At 72.3% G+C, this 24,959-nt stretch carries 23 protein-coding genes and 1 tRNA gene; 8 read left to right on the top strand and 16 right to left on the bottom strand.

Going from position 1 to position 24,959, the window contains the following annotated elements; translation table 11 throughout:
• Nucleotide 1: 1 nt before the first annotated feature.
• The 5 genes from O7546_RS29250 to O7546_RS29230 all read right to left on the bottom strand — a co-directional run bounded on the left by O7546_RS29250 (nucleotide 2) and on the right by O7546_RS29230 (nucleotide 5,742).
• Entirely contained in the window at nucleotides 2-1,510 is a 1,509-nt protein-coding gene (locus tag O7546_RS29250; RefSeq protein ID WP_194800227.1) for a penicillin-binding transpeptidase domain-containing protein, read from the bottom strand.
• On the bottom strand, nucleotides 1,507-2,889 hold the full coding sequence (locus O7546_RS29245; protein WP_228531894.1) for an FtsW/RodA/SpoVE family cell cycle protein: 1,383 nt from the start codon (nucleotides 2,887-2,889) through the stop codon (nucleotides 1,507-1,509). Before O7546_RS29245 ends, O7546_RS29250 begins: the two co-directional genes overlap by 4 nt.
• Before the next feature lie 139 nt (nucleotides 2,890-3,028).
• Nucleotides 3,029-4,465 carry a PP2C family serine/threonine-protein phosphatase gene (locus O7546_RS29240; protein WP_194800229.1) on the bottom strand — a complete coding sequence of 479 codons (1,437 nt, stop codon included), beginning with the start codon at nucleotides 4,463-4,465 and terminating at the stop codon, nucleotides 3,029-3,031.
• A complete protein-coding gene (locus O7546_RS29235) occupies nucleotides 4,462-4,947 on the bottom strand; it encodes an FHA domain-containing protein (protein ID WP_128138039.1) in 486 nt (161 codons plus the stop codon). The genes O7546_RS29240 and O7546_RS29235 overlap by 4 nt, the downstream gene beginning before the upstream one ends.
• A gap of 6 nt (nucleotides 4,948-4,953) precedes the next feature.
• Entirely contained in the window at nucleotides 4,954-5,742 is a 789-nt protein-coding gene (locus tag O7546_RS29230; protein ID WP_026267912.1) for a DUF3662 and FHA domain-containing protein, read from the bottom strand.
• Between the two features lie 209 nt (nucleotides 5,743-5,951).
• Between O7546_RS29230 and O7546_RS29225 the strand changes: the two genes are divergently transcribed.
• The 4 genes from O7546_RS29225 to O7546_RS29210 all read left to right on the top strand — a co-directional run bounded on the left by O7546_RS29225 (nucleotide 5,952) and on the right by O7546_RS29210 (nucleotide 8,714).
• A tRNA-Leu gene (locus O7546_RS29225) sits at nucleotides 5,952-6,037 on the top strand.
• 71 nt (nucleotides 6,038-6,108) lie between these two features.
• Entirely contained in the window at nucleotides 6,109-7,218 is a 1,110-nt protein-coding gene (locus O7546_RS29220) for an NAD-dependent epimerase/dehydratase family protein (protein ID WP_281600274.1), read from the top strand.
• Nucleotides 7,215-8,021 (top strand): WecB/TagA/CpsF family glycosyltransferase, encoded by an 807-nt coding sequence (locus tag O7546_RS29215; RefSeq protein ID WP_194800231.1) that lies wholly within the window; start codon nucleotides 7,215-7,217, stop codon nucleotides 8,019-8,021. Before O7546_RS29220 ends, O7546_RS29215 begins: the two co-directional genes overlap by 4 nt.
• 90 nt (nucleotides 8,022-8,111) lie before the next feature.
• Nucleotides 8,112-8,714, top strand: coding sequence for a hypothetical protein (locus tag O7546_RS29210; RefSeq protein ID WP_194800232.1), 603 nt, complete (start codon nucleotides 8,112-8,114; stop codon nucleotides 8,712-8,714).
• Here O7546_RS29210 and O7546_RS29205 read toward each other — a convergent pair.
• The 3 genes from O7546_RS29205 to O7546_RS29195 all read right to left on the bottom strand — a co-directional run bounded on the left by O7546_RS29205 (nucleotide 8,682) and on the right by O7546_RS29195 (nucleotide 10,302).
• Entirely contained in the window at nucleotides 8,682-9,080 is a 399-nt protein-coding gene (locus O7546_RS29205) for a hypothetical protein (RefSeq protein WP_281600273.1), read from the bottom strand. The two genes, O7546_RS29210 and O7546_RS29205, sit on opposite strands and share 33 nt — an antisense overlap.
• 149 nt (nucleotides 9,081-9,229) lie before the next feature.
• Complete coding sequence (locus O7546_RS29200; RefSeq protein ID WP_013283299.1) at nucleotides 9,230-9,451, bottom strand: DUF397 domain-containing protein; 222 nt, start codon at nucleotides 9,449-9,451, stop codon at nucleotides 9,230-9,232.
• Nucleotides 9,421-10,302: a helix-turn-helix transcriptional regulator gene (locus O7546_RS29195; protein WP_194800235.1), complete on the bottom strand. Its 882-nt coding sequence runs from the start codon at nucleotides 10,300-10,302 to the stop codon at nucleotides 9,421-9,423. Before O7546_RS29195 ends, O7546_RS29200 begins: the two co-directional genes overlap by 31 nt.
• A gap of 617 nt (nucleotides 10,303-10,919) precedes the next feature.
• Here O7546_RS29195 and O7546_RS29190 point away from each other — a divergent pair.
• Together O7546_RS29190 and O7546_RS29185 are read left to right on the top strand one after the other, a co-directional pair.
• Nucleotides 10,920-11,207: a hypothetical protein gene (locus O7546_RS29190; RefSeq protein ID WP_018785581.1), complete on the top strand. Its 288-nt coding sequence runs from the start codon at nucleotides 10,920-10,922 to the stop codon at nucleotides 11,205-11,207.
• Nucleotides 11,208-11,305: 98 nt separating this feature from the next.
• Nucleotides 11,306-11,785, top strand: coding sequence for a hypothetical protein (locus O7546_RS29185; protein WP_194800236.1), 480 nt, complete (start codon nucleotides 11,306-11,308; stop codon nucleotides 11,783-11,785).
• A gap of 35 nt (nucleotides 11,786-11,820) precedes the next feature.
• Here the strand turns inward: O7546_RS29185 and O7546_RS29180 are convergent, their stop codons facing one another.
• Nucleotides 11,821-12,732: a PASTA domain-containing protein gene (locus O7546_RS29180; protein WP_269697898.1), complete on the bottom strand. Its 912-nt coding sequence runs from the start codon at nucleotides 12,730-12,732 to the stop codon at nucleotides 11,821-11,823.
• A gap of 97 nt (nucleotides 12,733-12,829) precedes the next feature.
• Nucleotides 12,830-13,501: a PASTA domain-containing protein gene (locus O7546_RS29175; protein WP_228531852.1), complete on the bottom strand. Its 672-nt coding sequence runs from the start codon at nucleotides 13,499-13,501 to the stop codon at nucleotides 12,830-12,832.
• A 103-nt stretch (nucleotides 13,502-13,604) separates the two neighbouring features.
• Between O7546_RS29175 and O7546_RS29170 the strand changes: the two genes are divergently transcribed.
• Nucleotides 13,605-15,080 carry a hypothetical protein gene (locus O7546_RS29170; RefSeq protein WP_281600272.1) on the top strand — a complete coding sequence of 492 codons (1,476 nt, stop codon included), beginning with the start codon at nucleotides 13,605-13,607 and terminating at the stop codon, nucleotides 15,078-15,080.
• Between the two features lie 166 nt (nucleotides 15,081-15,246).
• On the opposite strand, the gene O7546_RS29165 is transcribed toward O7546_RS29170, so the two are convergent.
• Together O7546_RS29165 and O7546_RS29160 are read right to left on the bottom strand one after the other, a co-directional pair.
• Nucleotides 15,247-16,725: a glutamate--cysteine ligase gene (locus O7546_RS29165; protein ID WP_194800240.1), complete on the bottom strand. Its 1,479-nt coding sequence runs from the start codon at nucleotides 16,723-16,725 to the stop codon at nucleotides 15,247-15,249.
• A 253-nt stretch (nucleotides 16,726-16,978) separates the two neighbouring features.
• Entirely contained in the window at nucleotides 16,979-17,560 is a 582-nt protein-coding gene (locus tag O7546_RS29160) for a YceI family protein (protein ID WP_262012862.1), read from the bottom strand.
• 101 nt (nucleotides 17,561-17,661) lie between these two features.
• Here O7546_RS29160 and O7546_RS29155 point away from each other — a divergent pair, with 101 nt between their 5' ends.
• Nucleotides 17,662-18,153, top strand: a complete 492-nt coding sequence (locus O7546_RS29155) for a MarR family transcriptional regulator (RefSeq protein WP_194800242.1) — start codon at nucleotides 17,662-17,664, stop codon at nucleotides 18,151-18,153.
• Between the two features lie 268 nt (nucleotides 18,154-18,421).
• Here O7546_RS29155 and O7546_RS29150 read toward each other — a convergent pair whose 3' ends face one another.
• The 4 genes from O7546_RS29150 to O7546_RS29135 form a co-directional block, all read right to left on the bottom strand.
• Nucleotides 18,422-20,953, bottom strand: a complete 2,532-nt coding sequence (locus O7546_RS29150; RefSeq protein ID WP_194800243.1) for a helix-turn-helix domain-containing protein — start codon at nucleotides 20,951-20,953, stop codon at nucleotides 18,422-18,424.
• 102 nt (nucleotides 20,954-21,055) lie between these two features.
• Nucleotides 21,056-22,204, bottom strand: a complete 1,149-nt coding sequence (locus tag O7546_RS29145) for an acyl-CoA dehydrogenase family protein (protein ID WP_281600271.1) — start codon at nucleotides 22,202-22,204, stop codon at nucleotides 21,056-21,058.
• A gap of 92 nt (nucleotides 22,205-22,296) precedes the next feature.
• Nucleotides 22,297-23,829: an acyl-CoA carboxylase subunit beta gene (locus tag O7546_RS29140; protein ID WP_281600270.1), complete on the bottom strand. Its 1,533-nt coding sequence runs from the start codon at nucleotides 23,827-23,829 to the stop codon at nucleotides 22,297-22,299.
• Nucleotides 23,830-24,017: 188 nt separating this feature from the next.
• Nucleotides 24,018-24,938 carry a hydroxymethylglutaryl-CoA lyase gene (locus O7546_RS29135; RefSeq protein ID WP_281600269.1) on the bottom strand — a complete coding sequence of 307 codons (921 nt, stop codon included), beginning with the start codon at nucleotides 24,936-24,938 and terminating at the stop codon, nucleotides 24,018-24,020.
• Between the last annotated feature and the right edge of the window lie 21 nt (nucleotides 24,939-24,959).

Raw genomic sequence — 24,959 nt, 5'->3', positions numbered from 1 at the left:
GTCAGCGCCTCCCGGAGTCGGCGATCGCCGCCGCCATGATCCGGCCGGCGATACGGGCCGCCTCGGCGCTGCCGCCGCTGCCCGCCTGCTCCAGCTCGACACAGACCGCGGAGAGCGGCGTGCCGTCCTTGTCCAGCGCGAAGCCGATGAACCAGCCGTGGTCCGGGGTGTTCGGGCCGGACTGGGCGGTACCGGTCTTGCCGCCGACCACGAAGCCGTCGATGGCGGCCCGGCGGCCGGTGCCCTCCTTCACCACGTTCTGCATCATGTCGCGCAGGTCGGCGGCGACCTGACCGCTGATCGGGCGGCGCAGCTCGCGCGGCTGGGCGGCGTCGTAGACGGTGGTGCGGTCCGGCCCGAGCAGCTGCTTGACCAGGTAGGGACGCATCTGCTTGCCGTCCTTGTTCGCCACCGCGGCGGCGATCATCGCGCCCTGCAACGGGGTCATCCGCACGTTGTTCTGGCCGATCGAGGACTGCGCCAGCGCGGCCTGGTCGGTGCTGCCGTCCGGGTTCTGCATGTCGCCGGTGCGGCTGGCCGCCACCGGCAGGCCACCCTCGCCGAGCTGGCCGACGTTGAGGTCCTCCTGCTCGAAGCCGAACTGCTTCGCCTTCTCCTTGACCTTGTCCGCGCCGAGGCGGACGCCGAGCTGGGCGAAGCCGGTGTTGCAGGACTCGGTCACCGCCTCCCGCAGCGTGACCTGCGACTCGGGGCAGATCGACGGCGCCGCGTTGCGGATCGGCTGGCCCGCGCCGGGCGCGGTGTAGCTGGAGCCGGCCGGGATGCGGGTCTGCTGGCCGACTCCGTTCTCCAGCGCCGCCGCGGCCATGACGATCTTGAAGGTGGAACCCGGCGGCAGCGTCTCGGACAGCGCCCGGTTCGCCAGCGGCCGGTCCTTGTCCTTCTCCAGCGTGTTGTACGCCCGGTCCGCCTCGGTGCTGTTGTGGCTGGCCAGCGGGTTCGGGTCGAAGCTCGGCATGGAGACGAGCGCCTGCACCGCGCCGGTACGCGGGTCGATCGCGATGGCCGCGCCCTTGGTCGCGCCGACCTGGTTGTCGTTCAGCTGCTTGAACGCCGTCTCCTGGGCCCGCTTGGAGAGCGTCAGCAGCACGTTGCCGCCACCGGTCTCGTCACCGGTGAACATGTCCTTGATCCGGCTGGCGATGAGCGCGTCGCTGGTGCCGGCCAGGAAGTCGTTCTCCACCCGCTCGATGCCGCTCGCGCTGCCGTTGACCGGCTTCCAGCCGAGCACGTGCGCGTACATCGCCCCGCCCGGATAGGTGCGCTGGTACTTCAGCTCACCACCGGTCTCCTTGCTGACCGCGTACGCGGTGCCGCCGACCTCGATGTTGCCGCGCTTGCGGTCGTACTCGGCGACCTGGACCCGGCCGTTGTAGTCGCTGTTGCGGTACTCGTCGGCCTTGTACGCCTGGATCCAGTTCAGGTTGGCGAACAGCAGCCCGAACAGGACCATCACGACAACGCCGACGCGGCGCAGGGGGGCGTTCACGGCCGGATCACCTCCGTCTGGGCGCCGTGCAACTGCTCGGGCGGACCACCGGCGGGCCGGGCGGCCGGACCACCGCCGCCGGTCACCGGGCGGCGGGCGCCGTCGGAGACCCGCAGCAGCACCGCGATGAGCAGCCAGTTCGCCATCAGCGAGGAGCCACCGGCGGACAGGAACGGGGTGGTCTGACCGGTCAACGGGATGAGCTTGCTGATGCCGCCGACGATGACGAAGACCTGCAGACCCAGCGTGAACGCCAGACCACCGGCGAGCAGCTTGCCGAACGAGTCACGTACCGCCAGCGCGGCCCGCAGGCCCCGCTCCACGATCAGCAGGTAGATCACCAGCAGCGCGGAGAGACCGAACAGGCCGATCTCCTCACCGATGCCGGCGAAGATGAAGTCGGTCTGCACCTCGGGCAGCAGCGCCGGCTGGCCGCCGCCCGGCCCGGCCCCGAACAGGCCGCCGGTGCCGAGCGTGAGCAGACCCTGCACCAGCTGGTAGCCCCTGTCGTACGGCTCGGCGAACGGGTCCAGCCAGATCTGCGCCCGGTCGTAGAAGTTCGCGAACGGACCGCCCACGGTGCTGCCCAGCACGTACGCCAGGTAGGCGCCGCCGAAGAACAGGATCAGACCGATGAGCAGCCAGCTCACCCGCTCGGTGGCGATGTAGAGCGTCACCACGAACATGCCGAAGTAGAGCAGCGACGTGCCCAGGTCCTTCTCGAAGATCAGGACCAGGAGGCTGACCAGCCACACCACGAGCACCGGGCCGAGGTCACGCCCGCGCGGGAAGTCGATGCCCAGCACGCGCCGGCTCGCGAGTGAGAGCACCTCGCGCTTGCGCACCAGGTAGTAGGCGAAGAACGTGAGCAGGGTCAGCTTGGCGAACTCACCCGGCTGGATCTGCCCCAGGCCGGGCACGATGATCCAGAGCTTGGCGCCGTTGATCTCGGAGAACCGCGACGGCAGCAACGCCGGGATCATCACCAGCACGATGCCGGCCAGGCCCAGGGTGTACGCGTACCGGGACAACGACCGGTGGTCCCGCAGGATCGCCAGCAGCCCGGCCGCCAGCACCACGGCGGCCAGCGTCCAGGCGAGCTGCCGGCCACCGGTGCCGGCGAAGATGGCCAGGTCCTCCCGCTCTGCGGGCGTGGCCTTGGCCAGGTCGTACCGGCGCAGGAAGCCGACCCCGATGCCGTTGAGCAGCGCCACCGCCGGCAGCAGCGCCGGATCGGCGAACGGCGCCAGCCAGCGGATCACCAGGTGCAGGCCGAGGAAGACCAGCCCCAGCGCGGCGGCCGGGATCCAGAAGTCGGGCGTGATCGTGTCCAGCGCCTTCGCCTCGACCATCGCCGCGTACGCCGCCACGAGCACCATGGCGAGCAGGAGCAGCGACAGCTCGGCGTTACGCCGGGACCGGGCCAGGCGTACGCCGGACTGCTCGCCCGTCGAAGCGGGCGAGGCGGCCGGTACGGCGGCTGCGGTCACGGATACGTCCTCGGGATCGAGCCGGCACTCACTCCGGCGACCGGCAACCCGCCGGGTCGGCCGGCGGAACGGTGTCGGAGGGTACGGCGTCGGGCGTGATGGTCGTCAGCGGCGTCGGCGCGCCGGGACTCGGTGAGCCGACCGGCGGAACGGACGGTGCGGGACTGCCGCTGACCTGCGGGTTCAGCCCACCCGCTGCCGGGCTGGGGCTGGTCGCACCGGGCGACGGGTCGGGCGGGCAGAGCGGCTTGAGGTTCGGGTTCGCCGGGTCGTCGCTGGTCAGCTCCGCCAGCCGGCGCTCCGCGTCCGGCTCGTTGCGGGCCTGGATGCCCTGCTTCACCCGCTCCTGGGCGGCGAGGGTGAGGTCGTCGAGCCGGGACTCGCTGCGCTCGTGCACGTTCGACAGGTCCAGTCCGGCGACCTGGCCGGGCACCCCGCGGAAGACGGCCAGCTGACCGTCGTCGGTGGCGCCGACGTAGAACTGCCGCTGGGTGTACGTCCACCCGCCGAACGCGCCACCGCCGACGATCACCGCGAGCGCCAGCACCATGGCGACGGTACGCAGCGGCCGCCGACGGCGACGCTCCGGCTCGTCGTCGCGGTTGTCCGCCGGCTCCTCCGGCGCGGGCGGCCGGGGGGCGGACAGCGCCGAGGCGCGGGCCGCCGGGGTGGAGTCGTCGGCCGAGGTCGCCATGCCCCGGTCGCGGGCGGCGGCGCCGCCCACGATCGGGGACGCCTCGACGATGTCCTGGTCGGTGGCGTCGGCGATGATCACCGTGATGTTGTCCGGGCCGCCGCCGCGCAGCGCGAGCTGCACCAGGCGTTCCACGCAGCGCTGCGGGTCGGGGTACTCCCGCATGGTGTCCGCGATGGTCTCCGCGCTGACCACGCCGGAGAGCCCGTCGGAGCAGATCAGGTAGCGGTCGCCGGGCAGCACCTGGCGGACGCTGTACTCCGGGTCGATGTCGCGGCCGTCGAGCGCCCGGGTGAGCAGCGAGCGCTGGGGGTGGCTGCTCGCCTCCTCCGCGCTGATCCGGCCCTCGTCGACGAGCATCTGGACGTACGTGTCGTCCTTGGTGATCTGCGCGAACTCACCGTTGCGCAGGAGATAGGCCCGGGAGTCACCGATGTGGACCATGCCGAGCTTGCTGCCGGAGAAGAGGGTCGCGGTGAGCGTCGTGCCCATCCCCTCCAGCTGCGGGTTGGCGTCCACGGTGTCGCGGAGCTGCTGGTTGGCGGTGCCCACGGCGGAGCGGAGCGCGTCGACCAGGGCGTCACCGGGGACGTCCTCGTCGAGCGGCGCCATGGCACCGATGACGATGTTGCTGGCGACGTCACCGGCGGCCATGCCGCCCATGCCGTCGGCCACGGCGAGCAGCCGCGGTCCGGCGTAGACGGAATCCTGGTTGCCGTCTCGGATCAGACCGCGGTCGCTGTGGGCCGCGTAGCGCAGGGTCAGAGTCATGGCCGTAATTCGAGGGAAGTGCGGCCGATCCGGATCGGCACGCCGAGGGGGACGGGGGTTGGTCCGGTGACCTTAGCGCGATCGAGATAGGTGCCGTTAGTCGATCCGAGGTCCTCGACGTACCACTGCCCGTCGCGGGGCACCAGCCGGGCGTGTCGCGCCGAGGCGTAGTCGTCGGTGATCACCAGGGTCGAGTCCTCCGCCCGGCCGATGGTGATCTGGGCCTCTCCGAGCGTGATCCGGGTGCCGGCGAGCTGACCGGCGGTGACCACCAACTGGTGGGCGGCCCGGCCGCGCTTGGCCTTCGCCGGCTTCCCCGGCTGCCCGGTCGACGCGCCGATCCCCCGCGGCGCGGCCACCAGCTTGCCCGACCGGGCACCGGCGAAGAGGTCCCGGCGGATCACGCCGACCACCGTGAACACGAAGATCCACAGCAGGATGAGGAACCCGAACCGGGCGACGGTGATGACCAGTTCCGGCAACGCGGGTCAGCCGTCCACGCGGAAGGTCAGCGTCGTGGTGCCGAGCTGGATCATGTCGCCGGGGTTGAGGGCGACCGCCGACACCCGCTGGCCGTTGACCATCGTGCCGTTGGTGGAGCCCAGGTCGGTCAGCACCACCTGGCCGCCGTCGAAGTCCAGCCGGGCGTGGCGCCGGGAGATGCCGACGTCGGGCAGGCGCAGGTTGGCCTGGTCGCCGCGGCCGATCACGGTCGAGCCCATCTGGAGCGGGTAGGTGCGGCCGTCGCCGGAGACCAAGCGGACGTTGCGGCCACCGCCGTGACCGGGCGGAGGGCCGTAGCCGCCACCCTGGTCGTACGCCGGGTACGCCGGGCCGGCGTCGTAGCCGCCGGGCGCGGAGACCGGGGCGACGTCGCCGCCGGTGTACACCTCGGCGGTGACCCGGAACATGCCGGTGTCCAGGCCTTCACCGCGTTCGACCTCGACGATCACGTCGCCGTAGACCGTCCACGCCTGCTCGCCGATGAACTCGGCCTGCGACTGCGCCAGCTCCTGGGCCAGCGCGGCAGCGTACGGCGCCAGCCGACTGTGGTCGTAGGGCGAGAGATCGATCACGTAGCGGTTGGGCACAAGGGTGCGCCCACCGGCCAGGATCGCCTTGTGCGCCTCGGCCTCCCGCTGCATGGCGTTGAGGATCTCCACGGGGTGGACCACCCCTTTGAAGACCTTGGCGAAGGCCCCCTCGACCAGGCCTTCCAGACGCTTCTCGAAGCGTTGCAGCACGCTCACCGGCTCCTCCTCGGGTCCCGAGGCAATGATGGTATCCGGACACCGCCTCCGCAGCTCACACGCCGCTCGGCCGGCTGCCGTCGGCCCGTTCGTGACCAGGCCCGCGAGCGTGCTAAAGTTTCGCCCGCCACGAGCGGTGATCGTTCGTGGCGTGGCCAGTGGACAGCGTAATATGTCCCGGCACCCGCCGCAGATGGCGGGCGCGGGATGCGATATGGTGTTCCGGGTCGTGCCACGGGGATGTGGCGGAATGGCAGACGCGCACGGTTCAGGTCCGTGTGTCCGAAAGGACGTGGGGGTTCAACTCCCCCCATCCCCACCAGAACAAGGGCTCCGCACACAGCGGGGCCCTTGCTTCGTATCGGGGCGTTCCGGACGTCACGCTATGCTCCGATGGTTTCCCTGCCTCCCACGGACCAGGAGTGGCGTGTGACTGTCGCGTTGGTGACCGGTTCCGGCGGTCTGATCGGCTCCGAGGCGGCCCGGCACTTCGCCGGACTCGGTCTCGACGTGGTCGGCATCGACAACGACATGCGGCGGTACTTCTTCGGCGAGGACGGCTCGACCGCCTGGAGCCTGGACCGGCTCGCCGCCGACCTCGGCTCCGCGTACACCCACCACGCCGTCGACATCCGCGACCGCGACGGGCTGGAGCAGGTCTTCAAGCGGTACGGCAAGGACATCGCCGTGGTGATCCACAGCGCCGCCCAGCCGAGCCACGACTGGGCCGCCAAGGAGCCGTTCACCGACTTCGACGTGAACGCCGGCGGCACACTCAACGTGCTGGAGAACACCCGGCGGCACGCGATCGACGCGCCGTTCATCCACTGCTCCACGAACAAGGTGTACGGCGACCGGCCGAACTCGCTCCCGCTGATCGAGCTGGAGACCCGCTACGAGCTGCCCGAGGACCACCGCTGGTACGAAGGCATCACCGAGGACATGTCGATCGACGAGTCGCTGCACTCGATCTTCGGCGCCTCGAAGGTCGCCTCCGACGTGATGGTCCAGGAGTACGGCCGCTACTTCGGCATGAAGACCGCCTGCTTCCGGGGCGGCACGCTGACCGGCCCGGCGCACTCCGCCGCCGAGCTGCACGGCTTCCTGGCGTACCTGATGCGCTGCGTGATGGAGGGCCGGACCTACAACCTCTTCGGCTACAAGGGGAAGATGGTCCGGGACGCGATCCACTCGCACGACGTGCTGACCGCGTTCGAGGCGTTCTTCCGCGAGCCGCGCTCGGCCCAGGTCTACAACCTCGGCGGCGGCCGACACTCCAACACCTCGCACATCGAGGCGTTCCGGGTCGCCCAGGAGATCACCGGCCGCGAGGCCCGGATCAACTACGTCGAGCAGGCCCGCACCGGCGACCACCAGTGGTACGTCAGCAGCATGGCCCGCTTCGAGGAGCACTACCCGTCCTGGAAGATCACGTACGACGTGCCGATGATCCTCCGCGAGATCTACGAGGCGAACGTCGACAAGTGGGTGCCGAAGGCATGACCACCGGGACCAAGCGCAACGTGCTCGGCGTCGGGGTCGACGCCACCGACTACGCAGGGGCCACCGAGGCCGTCGTGGCGGCCGCGCACGAACGCCGCCCGCTGGCGCTGACCGCGCTCGCCGTGCACGGCGTGATGACCGGCGTGCTCGACCCGGCGCACAACGCCCGGCTCAACTCGTTCGACGTGGTCACCCCCGACGGGCAGCCGGTGCGCTGGGCGCTCAACCTGCTGCACGGCGCCGGGCTCACCGACCGCGTCTACGGGCCGGAGCTGACCCTGCGGGTGCTCGCCCGGTTCGCCGAGGAAGGGCTGCCGGTCTACCTCTACGGCTCCACCGAGGAGACCCTGTCCCGGCTGGTACCGGCGCTGGAGCAGAAGTTCCCCGCGCTGAAGATCGCCGGGGTCGAGCCGTCCAAGTTCCGCGCCGCCACCCCCGGCGAGGACGCCGAGATCGCCGACCGGATCCGGGCCAGCGGTGCCCGCCTCGTCCTGGTCGGGCTCGGCTGCCCGCGCCAGGAGGTCTTCGCGTACGCCATGCGCCCGCTGCTCGACATGCCGCTGATGGCCGTCGGCGCGGCCTTCGACTACCACGCCGGCCTGCTGCGCAACCCACCACCGTGGATGCAGCGCGCCGGGCTGGAGTGGTTCTGGCGGCTCGGCCTGGAACCCAAGCGCCTGTGGCGCCGGTACGTCATCCTCAACCCGGCCTACCTGGCCCGGCTCGCCGCCCAGAAGACCGGCCTGTGGAAGGCCACCCCGCCGGCTCCGGCCACCGGGCGTCCCGCCACGTTCGACATCTGAGCCGCCCCTACCCCTACGGGCCCGGGTACGGGGCGAACCGGGGTGCCGTCCCGGATTCGCCGAACGTCGAAACGGGCAAGGCTAGGGGGCATGGATGACCGTCTCGCCGTACTGCTTCCCGTCGCCGCCGTCTGGCTCGCCGCCGGACTGGTCGCGGAGGGCCTGCCCGGGCTCGACCGCGCCTGCGCGCTGCGCCGGCGTACCGGATGGTTGTCCGCCCTGGTGCTGACCGGCCTCGCGCTCACCGCGGCGGTCCTCGCCGTGGGCCTGCAGAGCGCCGGCGACACCACTGTGGACCGGGCCGCCGCCGCGCTCGGCCTCGCGGCCGTGCCGGCAGCGGTGGTGGCGGTCTGCACGGTACGGCGGGTCCGGCGGCTGCGGTCCGGTGCGGGCGCGTTCGCGGCGGCGCCGGGCACCCCCGCCCCGCACGGACTGCGCGCGGCGGCGGCGCACCCGCTGATCGCGCTGCCGCTCCAGGCGACGGCGATCGCGGTGCTGGTGGCGGTGCTGCCGGCGGCCGGGGTCGACCTGTTCGCCGCGCCGGGCGTCGCCGGCCCGGCGATCACCGTCGGGGTGCTCGGCGTGTGCGCGATCGGGGTACGCCACGCGCTGCGGCACAACCGGCTCGCCGAGCGGGCCATGCCGGCCGCCGAGGCGGTGTCAGCGCGACCGGCTCGCGCCCTGCACGTATAGCAGCTCCAGGATCGCGCGGGTCGCCTCGAACCAGCGATCCAGCCAGCCGGGCGGAGGCACGCTGCCCTTCGGGGGCAGCTCCATCAGCAGGCCGCGCAGCAGCGGGTGGTCCACCAGGGACTCCTGCTGCTCGAGCGGCCAGCCGCTCGGCGGGAAGGACGGCTCGGTCAGCGGGTTGGGTTCCAGCGACGGCAGGGACAGCGGCGCCGCTGCCTGCTCGGGGACGCCACCCTCGCGGGTGTCGTCGCCGTCACCGGAGACCACCTCGGTGAGGACGGTGTCCCGGCGGGCACCCCGGTACTTGCCACCGAACCGCTCGGGCTTGCCCGGGCCGCTGGTGAGGTTCTCTGAACCGATCGTCGTCATCCGTCTCGCCTGCCTTGTTCGGTTGCCGATCCGTGCGGTTCAACGAGGCGGATCGGAACTGGCGACGGGTGCCCGCCGCGGCGCGGGTACGCGGACGCGAATGGTCCCGCCCGGCGGCGCTGCCGGGCGGGACCACATCTCGGTGCCGGTCAGCTCCGGCCGAACACGCCGTTCCGGGCGCGGGCGACGAAGGCGTGCCAGTCACCCGGAGCGAAGACCAGGGCCGGGCCGGTCTTGTCCTTCGAGTCCCGCACTCCGACCGCCCCGGTCACGTACGCGACCTCGACGCAGTTGTCGCAGTTCGGCCCGCTCTTCGAGCTCTTGAACCACGTCGCCTGCGTCAGGTCCACGGGGAACTCCTTGGTCGCCATTTCCACAGTGGCTCCTCTGCCAGTTTCGCGATGTGTGCGACGGACTCCTCCGGGCGCATGGCCGCTGCTCGAATGTGATCGAAGATGAAGCTGTACTTCTGCAGTTCGTCACTCTTCTCCAGGAAGAGCCCACCCGTGGCGTTCTCCGCGTACACGACATCGGGATCACTCGGCTCGGGGAAGCTGAGGATCGTGAAGGTCCCGTCCATGCCGGCGTGCGCTCCCACCTCGAAGGGCAGGACCTGCACTGTCACGTTCGGCAGTTCGGCCACCTCCACCAACCGCTTGAGCTGACCACGCATCACCGCGTCGCCGCCAACCGGCCGGCTCAGCACCGCCTCATCGAGCACCACCCACAGATCGACCGGATCGTCCTGCGTCAACAACGACTGACGGCCCAGACGGACACGCACCCGTTGGTCGACCTGTTCGTCGGTGAAGTCCGGCCGGGCCGCCCGGATCATCGCGCTCGCGTACTCCTCGGTCTCCAGCAGGCCGGGCACCACCTGCTGCTCGTACGCCCGGATGGAGCTGGCCGCCGCCTCCAGGCCGACGTACGCGCCGACGAGAACCGTGCTGTACGGATGCCACCAGCCCTTCTGCCGGGCCTCCCGGGCGATCTGCACCAGCTCGTCGCTCTCCGCGCCGACGACACCGTAGATGCGCAGCATGTCGCGGACGTCGCGCGGGGTCGCCGTGGTGTGGCCGGTCTCGATCCGGGAGATCTTCGACGCCGAGCACTCCAGCTGCTCGGCGACGACTTCGATGGTGATGCCCGCCGCCTCCCGCTGCCGGCGGAGTTCCGCACCCAGCCGGCGCCGCCGGATGGTGGGGCTGCGCCGTTCACTCACGGTGCCGTCCATCGGATTGCGGGACCACGCTTCACAGTCACCCGGCTACCTCCGGTCGGTCGCGCCCCGGTGCGGCTCCCACCGCGGGCGCGACCGGCGAGCGGCGGGTGTCGTTCGCGGCAGGGGGTGGTGCCGGTCGTCGACCGGCCGCGACGGGCGAAACCGGCGTCCAGTGTGCCGCTCAGATACCTGACGCTTCAAGTTTCGCCGTTTGCGTGTCCGACTCACCTATCGGCAAAAGTCGACGTGCAACTTGCATGTCGCACGTCCCTGATGCAGTCTGTCCGTATGGCACGGGTTACTCACCGTCTTCGCTTGATCTCCGGGCGTGGTGACACCACGGTCCGTGGGACGGCCGGAGGGGAGCCGTCCCGCGCCGTGCGACCTGCCCCGGAATGAAGACCCCGTCGCTGCACGCCAGTTTGGCTGCGGCGGCGGGAGCGGTAACCGGGAGCAGCCGGGTGATGGTCGGGTGGCGGTCCGCCACCGTGGGTACGGCCCGACCAGCACCGACCCACCGACCGCCGGTCCACGAGGCAGACCGCCCGTCACCGGACCGCACCCGACCCCCGTTTCAGCCTCGCCGGTCCCGCCGGCCGACCTTCCCAGGAGCCCATGTGCTTCCCCGCTCCGGTGACGTACTGCACGTGACTCGCGCGGCGAGTGTCCAGTTCCTCCGACCGATCATGTTCCGGGTGATCCGGGTGCTCGACTGGCCGACCTACGACGGTTGGCTCTGGCTCGACGGCTACGAGTTGAACGCGGCGGGGGACGCGGTCAACCGGAGGTCGATCTTCGTACTCCAGGAGGGGTTGCGGCAGCTCCAAGCCGCGCCGGCTCCGCGTCAGCACACCGTGCGGACGGCCCGCCGCCCGGTGGTCCGGACTCCGGTCCGGGTCGGCTGACCTGACGATTCCCGGCCGGGAGGGCGTGCCGTCGCCATAGAATCGGTACGCCCACCCCGGCACGTTCCACCCCGCGCGCCACGGACCCTGAACCTGGGATGGTCATGGTCAACTTGCCCGCCGCGCGCCGGCACCACCGGTCCCGTATCGGCTATGCCCTCGGGCTCTTCCTCTTCCTCGTCACCGCGACCGCCCTCGCGCTCGCGGTCCGTCACCCCGCCTTCTCCGCCACCCAGCAGCTCGCCGAGCCCGTACCGGCACCGGAGATCACCGTGGCCGGCGAGGACGGCCGGACGGACTCCGACGCGGCCACGACCGATACGACCGATTCCGATACGGCCCACTCGGATGCCGCCGGGTCCGATGCGATCGACGACGAGGACGGCGAGGCCGCCGACCCGCCGGAGGACGACGACGACCGGGCCTCGGGTACCGGGGGCGGGGAGGGCACGCTCGCCGAGCGGCCCACCGCTGTCACCGACGACCTCAGCCGGTCGCTGTTCTACTCCGGGCTGCTCGGGCTCGCCATCTCACTGGCCGGACTGGGCCTGGTCGGCACCCGCAGACGCCAGTGGTGATCGTGGCGGCGCCGGCCAGGGCGTCTCGGTGATCGTCAGGGCGTCGTGGTCGTCGCCGGGGCGGAGCCCGGGGTGCTCGGGCCGCTCGTCGGTGGCGCGGGTACGGCCACCACGATCGTGACCCGTTCGTCCTCGCCCACCGGGTAACCGGCCTCGGGATCGGTGGAGATCACCGTGCCGGCCGGGCGATCCGACGCCCGCCGCTGCACCCGGTAGTCCAGGTCCAGCCGGTCGAGCGCCGCCCGGGCGGCGGCCTCCGGCAGCCCCACCAGCGGTGGCATCGGCACCTCGGCCGGGGCGGTCGTGGCCGGCGCCGTACTCGGCGGTGAACTGCTCGGCGCGGCGCTGGTCGGGGCGGCGCTCGTCTGCGCCGAGATGCTCGGCACCGGCGGGCCCGGATCGGAGTTCCGGTCGGCGGCACGCAACGCCAGCCACACCCCCACCCCGATCAACCCGAGCAGGAGCAGCGCCAGGATGCCCAGCAGGATCGGCATCCACCAGCGGCGCCCGGCCTGCTCGTCGCCGTAGTACTCGCCGCCGGGCTCGGGGTAGCCCGCCGGACGCGGTGGAGGTACGCCGGCCCGCCCGGACCAGGCACCCACCGGTTCCTGCGCGGCGGTCGCGTCGAGCGGGCGGCGCGGGCCACCCGGCCCTTCCGGGCCCGCCTGTCCTGCCGGGCCGCCGGGCAACGGACGGGCGGCGTCGCCCGCGTTCCGCGGCATCGCGCGGGTCGCCTCCACGTCCTCCTCGCCTGCGTTCCTCGGCAGCGCCCGGGTCGCGTCCGCGTCGTGCCCGGCCGCGTCCCGGGGCATCGCGCGGGTGACGTCGGCGTCCTCCCCGGCGGCGTTCCTCGGCATCGCCCGCGTGGCATCCGCGTCCGGCTCGGGAGGCAGCGCCCGGGTCGCGTCCGCGTCACCGGCGGGTGGTTCCTGACGGTCGTCGCTCATGGCACGTCCTTTCCCCACCGGGACGGGGCGCACGGCCCTCGATCGTCCACCGTAGCGGGCCACGGCGACACCGGCCGGGATCAGCGCGCCGCGCCGGTCAGAGAGTCGGCGACGGGGAGACCGTCGGCGGCGTGGACGCCCGGTCCCCGCAGGTGAGGGTCACCTGGTCGTTCCACCGGGCGGTACTGCCGGCCACCGGCACCTGTGCCGTGACCGGACCCTGCCGGCCGGTGGCGTACCGGGGATAGAGGCCCGCCTCCACCAGATCGTCTGCCGCGTCGGAGCAGGACAGCATGCCCACGTCCGGCACGCTCACGGCCGGCGCCGGCCCGGAGACCCACACGGTGACAGTGGTGCCGCGCTTCACCGGAGTGCCCGGAGCCGGTGAGGCGCGCTCCACGGTGCGTCCGCTGCCCGTACCGAAGACCAGTCGCCAACCGAGGCGGCGCTCGCGCAGGTCCCGGCGGGCCTGCTCGAAGTCGACGCCCACCACCTCGGGCACGGTGAGCCCGGCCGGGGCGCTGGTGCGCGTACCGGATGATGGGGCGGCGGTGGTCGGCGGCGCCGTGGTCGGGGAGGCCGATGTGGACGCGGCGGCGGGCGGAGCGGAGTCGCCGGGCGCGGCCGAGCGCTCCGGCTCACCGGCGAGGATCCACCCGACGCTGGCGCCGATCACGGCCAGCAGGACCACTGCCACACCACCACCGAGGAGCAGCCTGCCCCGCCCCGGCCCGGTGCCGTCGCCCGCCGGTTGCCGCTCGTCCGTCATGCTCCCCCGCCCGATCATCGACGACCGTATCCCTTGCTCACTGACGGTCACGGCCAGTCGTTACGACTCGCCGCGCCGACCACGGGACGTTACGCTCCCCGGCATGGTCAGACGGGGCTGGGGAGGATCGACAGCCGCCGCGCTCGGCGTCGCCGCCGGCGCGGGCGCCGCGCAGCTCGGTTTCGGGTACGGGCTGGGCATCATCAACTGGGTGCCGGACGGCGCGGTACGGGCCGAGGCGGCCTGGGTGGCGAGCCTCGCCTGGGCGACCTGGATCGCGGCGACATCGGTCATCGTCGGTGCGGTCTGCGCCCAGCGCCTGCGTGGTGGCGCCGACGAGTCGCCGGGCACGCTGCCCCGGCTCGGCCTGGCGCTCGCCGCGGGTGTCGGCGCGATCGTCACCGTCCTGCTGGTGGCGGTACCCGCGCGGGCGGCCCGGGTGCCGGACGTCTCCTCGCCGCAGGCTGTCGCCGCCGCCTACGCGGGCGCGGGGCTGGTGCTCGGCGTACTGCTCGCCGTCTGGGCGCTGCACACCCGCGCCGCCGCCACCAACCTGATCGCCACCACCGGCTGGCTCTGGCTGCTCGCGGTGGTGTCGGTGGTCGACGGGGTGGTCGCCGGCCGTGGCCTGACCACCGCTCAGCTCGGGATCTGGCAGATCAGCGCGGACCGTGGCGCGTTCTGGATCCGCGACTACTTCTACTGGCCCGGGGCGCTGCTGTCGGTGCTCTCCGCACTGGTGATCGGCCTGGTGGCGGCCCGTCGAGCCGCCCGCGCACCGGAGATCCGGGTCGGCGCGGCAGCCTCCGGGGCGGCCGGACCGCTGCTCGTCGCGCTGGCGTACCTGCTCGCCGTGCCGCGCCTGGCCGGGATCGCCGCGGAGCAGTTGTCGGCCCACCTGATCGCCCCGTACGCGGTGATCGCCGGTGTCGGCGGCTCGATGGTGATGGCCGCGCTGGCCCAGCGTGCCGAGCGCCGGAGCGCCGAGCGGGTGACACTGCCCCGCCAGCGCACCGGCGAGCCGGACGAGATCAGCGGGGATGCCTCGCCCACCACCGCTGAACCGGACGGGCCGGACGGGCCGTTGCCGGGCAGCTCGACGTCGGGCCGATCAGGCGCGGCGCCATCGAAGCGGGCGGGCACGTCGACGGCAAGCGTGTCGGATTCGGCCTCGTCGGACGCGTCGGCCGGCGCGCTCCGGGATGCGGCAGTGGACGACGAGCCAGGCGTGGCGTCCGTCCGGACGGAGACGGATCGGGGACGTGCCACCCGGTCGACCGCCGGCCGCCGAGGCCGGGCCGTGCCACCGCAGCGGCAACCCGAGTCACCCACGCAGGCCGGCTCGCACGACAAGGGCTCACCCGCCGACGACCCGAACCCGCGAAGCACGACGGCCGCGTCGCAGGACGACTCCTCGTCCTCGACCCGCTCGTCGGGCCGGACCGGTTCCTCGTCCCCAACCGGTTCGTCAGGCCAGACCGGTTCCTCGTCCCCGACCGGCTCGTCAGGCCAGACCGGTTCGACGGACCAGGCCGACCCGCCGCCGCCCACCGAGACCACCCGCCGCCGTGGTCGCTGAGACCCCACCCGCCCAGCCCGCACGTCACCTCGGCCGCTGAGCCACCCGCACGCCCGCATCGATCTTGGAGTTGTGGCACCTCACAAAACTCCCATTCGGGATATTCAAGGCGCCGCAACTCCAAGATCGACGAGGCGCGGAGGGCCGGGATGAGGGCGGCAGGGGACTAGTCGACCGGCCAGGTGTGGACGGGCTCGTTGCCGCGCTGGAGTTCGGCGTACCGCTGGACCATGTGGTGCAGCGCGGCCTCCCGGTCCAGCCCCCGGTTCCGCTCGGCCGTCCACACCGTCTCGGTCTGCCAGACCGCGCCGTTGCGGCCGGTACGGCAGCGGCCCTCGATCACGCCGAGCAGGCGGTCCCGTTCGGCCGGGGCGACACCGAACCGGTCCAGCCCCTGCGCGGCCACCGGCAGCAGCGTGTCGAGCACGAGCGTGGTCACCGGCACGTCGCCGAGCCGGGGCCAGTGCAGGACCGCCTCGATGCCGCGCCGGGCGGCGGCGTGGAAGTTCTCCTCCGCGGAGCTGAACGTCAGCTGGCTCCAGATCGGACGGTCCGACTCGGCGAGGCCGCGGGCCAGCCCGAAGTAGAACGCCGCGTTTGCGAGCATGTCCACCACCGTCGGGCCGGCGGGCAGCACGCGGTTCTCCACCCGCAGGTGCGGGCGGTCGTTCATGATGTCGTAGACCGGTCGGTTCCAGCGGTAGACGGTGCCGTTGTGCAGCCGCAGCTCACCGAGTTTGGGCACACCACCGGCGTGCAGCACCTCGACCGGGTCCTCCTCCTCGCAGATAGGCAGCAGCGGGGGGAAGTAGCGGACGTTCTCCTCGAACAGGTCGAAGATCGAGGTGATCCAGCGCTCGCCGAACCACACGCGGGGGCGTACGCCCTGGGCCTTCAGCTCGTCCGGGCGGGTGTCGGTGGCCTGCTGGAACAGCGCGATCCGGGTCTCCGCCCAGAGTTGCCGGCCGTAGAGGAACGGCGAGTTGGCGCCGACGGCGACCTGCACGCCGGCGATGGCCTGGGAGGCGTTCCAGTAGTCGGCGAAGCTGTCCGGCGCGACCTGGAGGTGGAACTGGAGGCTGGTGCATGCGGCCTCCGGCGCGATCGAGTCGGTGTGCGTACGCAGCCGCTCGACGCCGTTGATGTCCAGCTCGATGTCCTCGCCGCGGGCGCCGACGATCTGGTCGTTGAGGACGCGGTACCGCTCGTTGGTGGAAAGGTTGTCCGCGACCAGGTGGCGTTCGGTGAGCGTGGGCAGGATGCCGACCATCATGATCGTCGCGTCGGACTTGGCGGCCCGCTCGTCGGCGCGGCTGAGGCTGCTGCGCAGGTCCTGCTCGTAGTCGGCGAAGCCGCTGCCCTCGATGAGCCGGGGCGAGGCGTTCAGTTCGAGGTTGAACTGCCCCAGCTCGGTCTGGAACAGCGGGTCGGCGATGTCGGCGAGGATCTGGTCGTTGCGCATGGCCGGTTCGGCGGCGGCGTCGATCAGGTTCAGCTCGATCTCCAGCCCGGTCATCGGGCGGTCGGCGTCGAAGCCGAAGTCGTCGAGCATCAGCGCGAAGACGTCCAGGCACCGTCGGACCTTCTGCCGGTAGCGGACCCGATCCTCGCGGGAGAAGGCGCCCTGCTCGACGTCTGTGCCCATGTGTCCTCCCGGCGCTGGTGCGACGGAACCGTACCGTTCCGCAACGCATTGTGAACCATTCGCGTGGTGGGCGTAAGTGCGCCCGCCCCGCCACCCGGCTGGACGGGCGACAGGTCTGCACCTGTACCCCGTCGCGGCCGTCACCAGCGCGTCAGTGCGGAGAACTTCGCGTGACGATTCGCACCGCCAGGCGTACGCGAGAAGGGCCCGCACCGTCGGCGGACGGTGCGGGCCCCACGGGCCGGTGCCGGGCTCAGCCCTGGCGGATGGCCTCACCCTCGATCTCGATCTTGACCTTGCGGCCGACCAGGACGCCGCCGGTCTCCAGCGCCACGTTCCAGGTCAGACCGAAGTCCTCCCGGTCGATCTCGGTGGAGGCGGAGAAGCCGAAGATGTCCTGGCCGAACGGGCTGCGGCCGACGCCCTCGAACTCCACCTCGAGCTCGACCTGGCGGGTCACGCCCTTGATGGTCAGCTCGCCGACGAGCACGAACTCGTTGCCGTCGCGGGACTTCACCTCGGTGCTGCGGAACTCCAGCGTCGGGAACTGCTCCGCGTCGAGGAACTCGGGGCTGCGCAGGTGCGCGTCGCGGTCCGCCTGGGCGGTGTTGATGCTGGCCGCCTGGATGCTGGCGGTGACCGTGGACTGCATCGGGTCGTCGGCGACGGTGATGGTGGCGGTCGCGTCGGCGAACTCACCGCGTACCTTGCTGACCATCATGTGCCGCGCGACGAAGCCGACACGCTTGTGCGCGGCGTCCAGCACGTAGGTGCCGGGAGCGGGGATGGTGAGACCCTCCCAGTCGCGGGTAGTCGGCTCGGTGCTGCTGGTCATGATGCTCTCCTCCGGAGAAGAATGTTTAGGAGCCCAACGACTGACTGAGCAACTATAGTCATAGCAATATTCCCCGTGTCAAGTGTTGCTAGGATGGTGGCGTGGACCAGAACGTGTTCGACGACCCCCGGATCACTGCCGTCGGCCTGCTCGTCGAGGCGCACGCCGGGCTCGCCGCCCGGTTCGCCGCCCAGTTCGAGGAGCACGGCCTCTCCCCGGTCGAGTTCGAGGTGCTGACCCGGCTCGCCCGCTCACCCAACAACCAGCTGCGGATGACCGACCTGGCCGCGCAGACCTCACTCTCCACCAGCGGCGTGACCCGCGTGGTGGACCGGATGGAACGGGACGGGCTGATCTGCCGGCGTGCCTGCCCGTCCGACCGGCGCAGCTCCTTCGCGGTGGTCACCACTGCCGGACTCGGCCGCCTGGACGACGTCCTGCCCGGTCACCTGAAGATCATCGAGCAGTGGTTCACCAGCCAGCTCGACCCGGCACAGCTCGACGGGCTGCTGGACGGGCTGCGCCGGGTACGCGACGCGGTTCATCCGGGTGCCACCGCCGGCAGCACCGAACCGGCCGAGGACGCCGCCTGACCGGACGTGCTCAGCCGCCGACTACCCACCGGTCACCGGCAGAATGACCGGCAGAACCGCCCCAACGGCCGGACAAAGCGGTCTACATACTCACGAATCGATCGTTCGGCCTCGGTAGTCTTCCGGCAGCGGGGGGCACCGGGGGGTGCTGGCGCGAGCGTGGAGCGAGGGGCAGCACCAGGGGGCTACTTCGCTCGCGCCACCCCCGCGCCCTCCGCCTCCCAGTGCCCCGCCGACAGGCCGGCGACCGCCGCGGCGTCGTCGACGTTCATCGCCGCCGTCGGGCCGAAAGGGAGAACAGCAACTCCTCCTCCTGCGGCAGCAGGCTGACGCCTGTCACCTGCCGCGCCGTGTCCAGCCGGTCCAGCACGGCCGGGTCGGCGGTACTGACCGCCAGCCCCACCAGCGCCTCCACCAGATCCCGCCGGTCGGCGACACCCTCCGCCGCGTCGGCGGTCGCGGCGAACCACTCCGCCGCCACCTCCCGGTCTCCCCGGCGCAGCGCCACGTGCCCCTCGATCAACCCGCGCAACGCGTCCTCGGTGCGCACGTCCCCACCCGAGCCGGGCAGGTCGAGCATCTCCACAGCCGGTGGCCGGCGCCGGCCCGGCACCGCGCCCGACGGCCACAGCTCGGCCACCGTGGCCAGCGCCTCGTCCGTACGCCCGGCGTGGGCGAGGGCCAGCCCGACCGCGCCGATCGTCCGGCGCCGCCGCCCCGGATCGCCCAGCTCCGCGAGCGCGGCCGCCACCCGGCGCCCCTGCTCGGCCGCCTCGGCGTACCGGCCCTCCAGGCGGGTCAGCTCGGCCTGATCGGCCCGCGCCAGCACACGCAGACGCTGGTCACCGCACTGCGCCGCCAGGCGATCGACGGTGGCCAGCCGCCGCCGGGCGCCGGCCAGCCGAGCTTCCCGTACGTCGTGCCAGGTCAGGTGCGCCTGGGCGACGGCCATCTCGCGTACCCGGTGGTGCCGGGTGGCCGCCGCGAGCGCGGCCTCGGCCTGCTCGCGGGCCTCGTCGTGCGCGCCGAGCCCGGGCAGGAGCGCGCAGAGCACGGACCGGGCGGACAGTTCGCCTGTCACGTCGCCCGCCTCGGTGAAGACGACCAGGGCGGCCCGCACGCCCGGAAGTTCCTCCGCGCCCGCGCCGTGCTCGGCGGCGAGCCGGGCCGCGCCGAGCATCGCCCAGGCGCGCAGCGTGGGCCGGGCACCGGCGGTACGCGGATCGGCCAGCAGTTCCCGCAGCCGGCGCCGGCCGGAGACGTCCCGCCCGCGCAGCCGCCACCAGCGGGGCAGGGAGGCGGCGAGCAGGAGCGCCGTCTCGGGCGCGTGCTCGGCGGCGTACGCCAGCGCCGCGGTGATGTCGCTCGTCGCCTCGTCGAGCACGCGCACCGCGTCGGCCATCCGCGGACCCACAAGCCCCGGCGCGGTGCGGTGGACCAGCCCGGCGACCACCGCGGCGTGCCGCATCCGGATACGGGCGGTCTCGCCGTCGGCGTCGGCCTGCTCCGCGGCGAAGTCACGGACCGCGTCGAGCAGGCGGAACCGGAACGGGCCGGTGCCCCGGACACTCAGCAGGCCCAGCTCGCGCAGCCGGTCCAGCATCGGCGCGGCGTCCCACCGCCGGCCGCCGTCGGCGAGCAGATCCTCGGCCAGCTCGACCGACCAGCGGTTACGGAACGCGGACAGCCGCCGCAGCGCCGCCCGGTCGGCGGGCGCGAGCAGGCGGTAGCTGGTCGCCACCGCGTCGCGCAACGTCACCGTACCGGCGGACGGACCGGCGGGTTCCCAGCCGGGGCGTCCGCCGGTCAGGTCCAGGACACGGTCGCCGTAGCGGTCGAGCAGCTCGGTGACGTCGAGGATGCGTCCCCGTGCCGCCATCAGCTCGATGGCGAGCGGCAGTCCGCCGAGCCGGCGCACGAGCGCGGCGAGCGCCGGCAGCTCGACCGGGGCCGGCGGTTCCGGGCGGACCTGGGCGAGCCGCGCGGCGAACAACGCCGCCGCCGGCCAGCGGTCCAGGTCGGCCCGGTCGGCGGGTACGACGCCGGGGGGCGGTACGTCGAGCGGCGCGACCGGCCGGACCAGCTCGCCGGGCAGGCCGACCGGACGGCGGCCGGTGACAAGCACCCGCAGCGTCGGCACGGCGGCGGTCAGGACGCGCAGCGCCTCGGCCACCGCCCCCGGCGCCCGGTCGACGGCGTCGACGAGCAGCAGCGCCCGCCGGTCGCCGATCCGGCAGGACAGGTCGGCCAGCCGGTTCACGCCGAACATCGACGCCGACGCGGCGAGCACGTCCGGGGTGTCCGAGCCCTCACCCACGAGCACCCCGGCCACGCCCGCCGGGTGCCGGGCCGCCACCGCGTGCGCGACGGTGACGGCGAGCGCGGTCTTCCCCACGCCCGCGAGTCCCACCAGGCTGACCACCGGGTACGCGTCGAGCAGGCCGGACACCTCCGCCACGTCCCGCTCGCGGCCGACCAGCGGTACGGGCTGCGGCAGCGCCACCGGCGGATCCTCGGTGCCGGGGCCGGAAGGGCGGGACGCCGCCGGCCGGGCGGTGTCGACGAACTCCCGCCGCTCGTCCCCGCTCAGGCCGAGCGCGTCGGCCAGCAGGTCGACAGTGGTGCGCTGGGGCCGTACGGCCCGTCCTCGTTCCAGATCGCGGACCGTCCGTACGCCAACGCCGGCCCGGCCCGCCAGCTCGGCCTGGGTCAGGCCGACGGCGAGCCGGTGCCCGCGCAGCAGATCGGACAGACCGGTACGACCGCCTGTGCCCCGCGCACGGTCATGATCCGGAGTCATGGGCACGAAGATTACGGATGGACTCCGACGCTCCACAGCCCATCGTCAACCACCCGACCGTCCACTGCCGATATCCGACAGGACACGGTCCGGGGGCCGTCCTCACATGCCGAGGTCGCGCGCGATGATCATGCGCTGCACCTCGCTGGTGCCCTCTCCGATCTCCAGGATCTTGGAGTCCCGCCAGAAGCGGGCCACCGGGTACTCGTTCATGAAGCCGTACCCGCCGTGGATCTGCGTCGCCTCGCGGGCGTTGTCCACCGCCACCGTACTGGCGTGCAGCTTGGCGATCGCCGCCTGACGCTTGAACGGCTCACCGGCGAGCATCCGGGCAGCCGCGTCGTAGTAGGCAAGCCGGGCCGTGTGCGCCTTCATCTCCATGTCCGCGATCTTGAACTGGATGGCCTGGTAGTTGCCGATCGGCTGGCCGAACGCCTGACGCTCCTTGGCGTACTTGATCGACTCGTCGACGCAGCCCTGGGCCAGGCCGACGGCGAGCGCCGCGATGGCGATCCGGCCCTCGTCCAGGATGCGCAGGAACTGGGCGAAGCCCCGGCCGCGCTCGCCGAGCAGGTTGGCCGCCGGCACCCGGCAGTCGTCGAACGTCAGCTCGTGGGTGTCCGACGCGTTCCAGCCCACCTTCGAGTAGCCGGGCGCGACGGTGAAGCCGGGCGTACCCGACGGCACGATGATCGTGGACAGCTCCTTGCCGCCGTCCGGCCGGGTACCGGTGACGGCGGTGACGGTGACCAGCGCGGTGATGTCGGTACCGGAGTTTGTGATGAACGCCTTCGAGCCGTTGATGACCCACTCGTCGCCGTCCAGGACCGCGCGCGTCCGGGTGCCGCCCGCGTCCGAGCCGGTGCCCGGCTCGGTGAGCCCGAACCCGGCCAGCGCCTCACCGCTGAGCAGCTTCGGCAGCCACTGCGCCTTCTGCTCCTCGGTACCGAAGCGGTAGATCGGCATCGCGCCGAGCGACACCGCCGCCTCCAGCGTGATGGCCACGCTGGAGTCCACCCGGGCCAGCTCCTCCAGTGCGAGGCAGAGCGCGAAGTAGTCGCCGCCCATGCCGCCGTGCTCCTCCGCGAAGGGCAGCCCGAACAGGCCCATCTTGCCCATCTGACGGACGATCTCGTACGGGAAGGTGTGCTGCTCGTAGTGCTCGGCGATGGTGGGCGCGACCACCTCGCGGGCGAACTCCCGCACGCTGGAGCGCAGCGCCTCCTGTTCGTCGCTGAGCCGGAAGTCCATCTGATCCTCCTGGTGGGACGGCGGTACGGACGGGCCGGGCGCTCGTGACGCCGGTGCGTGGGTCGGTCGGACCCGGGGCGGGCGTGGGTCGGTCAGACCGGGGTGACGCCGTGTCGGCGCCGGGAGAAGTGCCGCTCCTTGCCGCGCGCGGCGGCGAACCGGCGGACCAGCTCGGCGCGCAGCTCGTGCGGCTCGACGATGGCGTCCACCACCAGCTCGCTGGCGAGCCGGACGACGTCGATGTCGCGCTCGTACTCCTCGCGCTTCGCGGCCACGAACGCGGCCCGCTCGGCCTCGTCGGAGATGGCGGCGATCTTGTTGGCGTAGACCGCGTTGACGGCGGCCTCCGCGCCCATCACCGCGATCTTCGCGGTGGGCAACGCGATCGTGGCGTCCGGCTCGAAGCCGGGACCGGCCATCGCGTAGAGACCGGCGCCGTACGCCTTGCGGACCACCACACAGATCTTGGGTACGGTCGCCTCGGAGATCGCCGTGATCATCTTGGCGCCGTGCCGGATGATGCCCTGCTTCTCCACCGCGCTGCCGACCATGAACCCGGGCACGTCGCTGAGGAACAGCAGCGGCACGTTGAACGCGTCGCAGAGCTGCACGAACCGGGTCGCCTTGTCGGCCGAGTCGACGAAGAGCACGCCGCCCTTGAACATCGAGTTGTTGCCGACCACGCCGACGACCTCGCCGTTCAGCCGGCCGAACCCGATGGTCAGCTCCTTGGCCCACAGCGCCTGGATCTCGAAGAAGCTGCCGGAGTCGAGCAGACCCTTGACGTACCGGCGCATGTCGAACGCCTGCCGCTCGCTGGCCGGGACCAGCGCGGCCAGGTCGGCCTTCTCCGGCGCGGCCACCGCCTCGGCGGCGGGCGGGTCCTGCTTCCAGTTCGACGGCAGGTACGACAGGTACGTCCGCACCACGTCGAGCGCATCGTTCTCGGTCTTGCAGAGGAAGTGCCCCACGCCGGACTCGGCGCAGTGCACCTTGGCGCCGCCCATCGCCTCCAGCGTGGTCTTCTCGCCGGTGACCATCTCGACCATCCGGTCGGAGCCGAGGTACATGCTGGCGTTGCCGTCCACCATGGCGACCACGTCGCAGAACGCCGGGATGTACGCCCCACCGGCCGCGCTCGGCCCGAACAGCGCGCAGACCTGCGGGATCGAGCCGGAGGCGCGGACCTGGTTCCAGAAGATCTTGCCGGCGCCGCGCCGGCCCGGGAACAGGTCGACCTGGTCGGTGATCCGGGCGCCGGCCGAGTCGACCAGGTAGACCATCGGGACGCCGGTGGCGTACGCCCGCTCGATGATCCGGATGATCTTCTCGACGGTACGCGCGCCCCAGCTGCCGGCCTTGACCGTGGAGTCGTTCGCCATCAGGCAGACCTGGCGGCCGTCGATGGTGGCGGTGCCGGTTACCACGCCGTCGGCGGGCAGCCCGTCGGCCATCGCGTTGGCGTAGAGCCCGTCCTCGACGAAGGAGCCCTCGTCGACCAGGTAGGCCACGCGCTCGCGGGCGAACAGCTTCCCCTTCGCGGCGTTCGCCGCGTGGTACTTGTCCGCACCTCCGGCGCGGGCGCGCTTGCGTAGCTGCTCCAGAGCCTCACCGTCGAGCGTCACGCCGACTCCCGTTGCCACGGCCCCCGCACAGGGCGCCCACCGACCTGAACGATCGTTAGGCTACCCCACCGCCGCCCTCTCCGGCGACCCGCTCCTCGCCCCCCACCCATCCACTCCCGTGATCAAGGAGTTTGCGTCCTCCACGCGGCCGAATGAGGACACAAACTCCTTGATCAACGCGGAAACGGTCAGGAGGGGTGGGGGGTCAGGCGGGTTCGGGGGCCGGCTCGGAGGACTCCGGACGGGAGCTTCTTGCCCACCAGGGTCTCGGCCAGTTCGGCGGCAGCGATCAGGGCGTCCAGGTCGATGCCGGTGTCGATGCCCATGTCGTGCAGCATGTGCACCGCCTCCTCGGTGGCCAGGTTGCCGCTGGCACCCGGCGCGTACGGGCAGCCGCCGAGGCCGCCGACGCTGGCGTCGAACTCGGTGACGCCCAACTCCATCGCGGTGAGCATGTTCGCCAGGGCGGTACCCCGGGTGTTGTGGAAGTGCAGCAGCACCGGCAGGTGGGCGTTACGGTCCCGGACCGCCGTGACCAGTTCGCGGACGCGCCGGGGCGTACCCATGCCTGTGGTGTCGCCGAAGGCGACGCGGTCCGCGCCGTCGCGGGCGACGCGGTCGACGATCGCGGCCACCCGGCGGGGGTCCACGTCGCCCTCGTAGGGGCAGCCGAAGCTCGTCGCCACGATCACCTCGGCGGTGGCGCCCGCGCCGTGCAGCAGGTCGATCAGCTCGGCGATGTCGTCCAGCGACTCGTCGGTGGAGCGGTTGACGTTGCGGCGGTTGTGCGTGTCGCTGGCCGAGACCACCACCTCGATCTCGGTGAAGCCCGCAGCCAGCGCCCGCTGCGCGCCACGGGTGTTCGGCACCAGGGCGGAGTAGCGCACGCCGTCGACCCTCTCCGCCCGCTGCCACACCTCGTCGGCGTCGGCCATCTGCGGGATCGCCTTCGGGTGGACGAAGGAGACCGCCTCGACGCGCCGTACCCCGGTGCGGGACAACGCGTCGAGCAGCCGCACCTTCGCGTCGGTGGGGATGGGCTCCTCGTTCTGGAGGCCGTCGCGGGGACCGACCTCACGGATGCTCACCGAGCCTGGAAGTTCCGCCATCAGATTCACCTCACTGGGTCG

Origin of the sequence: Micromonospora sp. WMMA1976 (genome assembly GCF_027497335.1) — a bacterium.
GTDB classification, from domain to species: domain Bacteria; phylum Actinomycetota; class Actinomycetes; order Mycobacteriales; family Micromonosporaceae; genus Micromonospora; species Micromonospora aurantiaca.
The sequence above is the reverse complement of the archived record's forward strand: the minus strand, read 5'-3'. Positions and strand labels throughout refer to the sequence as shown.

Excerpts from the sequence above, each read along its gene's own strand:
- O7546_RS29220 (WP_281600274.1), top strand. The coding sequence starts at position 6,109 with ATGGTTTCCCTGCCTCCCACGGACCAGGAGTGGCGTGTGACTGTCGCG.
- O7546_RS29180 (WP_269697898.1), bottom strand. The coding sequence starts at position 12,732 with ATGAGCGACGACCGTCAGGAACCACCCGCCGGTGACGCGGACGCGACC.
- O7546_RS29160 (WP_262012862.1), bottom strand. The coding sequence starts at position 17,560 with ATGACCAGCAGCACCGAGCCGACTACCCGCGACTGGGAGGGTCTCACC.
- O7546_RS29185 (WP_194800236.1), top strand. The coding sequence starts at position 11,306 with ATGGTCATGGTCAACTTGCCCGCCGCGCGCCGGCACCACCGGTCCCGT.
- O7546_RS29200 (WP_013283299.1), bottom strand. The coding sequence starts at position 9,451 with ATGGCGACCAAGGAGTTCCCCGTGGACCTGACGCAGGCGACGTGGTTC.
- O7546_RS29205 (WP_281600273.1), bottom strand. The coding sequence starts at position 9,080 with ATGACGACGATCGGTTCAGAGAACCTCACCAGCGGCCCGGGCAAGCCC.
- O7546_RS29170 (WP_281600272.1), top strand. The coding sequence starts at position 13,605 with ATGGTCAGACGGGGCTGGGGAGGATCGACAGCCGCCGCGCTCGGCGTC.
- O7546_RS29135 (WP_281600269.1), bottom strand. The coding sequence starts at position 24,938 with ATGGCGGAACTTCCAGGCTCGGTGAGCATCCGTGAGGTCGGTCCCCGC.
- O7546_RS29145 (WP_281600271.1), bottom strand. The coding sequence starts at position 22,204 with ATGGACTTCCGGCTCAGCGACGAACAGGAGGCGCTGCGCTCCAGCGTG.
- O7546_RS29150 (WP_194800243.1), bottom strand. The coding sequence starts at position 20,953 with ATGACTCCGGATCATGACCGTGCGCGGGGCACAGGCGGTCGTACCGGT.
- O7546_RS29240 (WP_194800229.1), bottom strand. The coding sequence starts at position 4,465 with ATGACTCTGACCCTGCGCTACGCGGCCCACAGCGACCGCGGTCTGATC.
- O7546_RS29215 (WP_194800231.1), top strand. The coding sequence starts at position 7,215 with ATGACCACCGGGACCAAGCGCAACGTGCTCGGCGTCGGGGTCGACGCC.
- O7546_RS29165 (WP_194800240.1), bottom strand. The coding sequence starts at position 16,725 with ATGGGCACAGACGTCGAGCAGGGCGCCTTCTCCCGCGAGGATCGGGTC.
- O7546_RS29245 (WP_228531894.1), bottom strand. The coding sequence starts at position 2,889 with ATGGTGCTCGTGGCGGCGTACGCGGCGATGGTCGAGGCGAAGGCGCTG.
- O7546_RS29210 (WP_194800232.1), top strand. The coding sequence starts at position 8,112 with ATGGATGACCGTCTCGCCGTACTGCTTCCCGTCGCCGCCGTCTGGCTC.
- O7546_RS29175 (WP_228531852.1), bottom strand. The coding sequence starts at position 13,501 with ATGACGGACGAGCGGCAACCGGCGGGCGACGGCACCGGGCCGGGGCGG.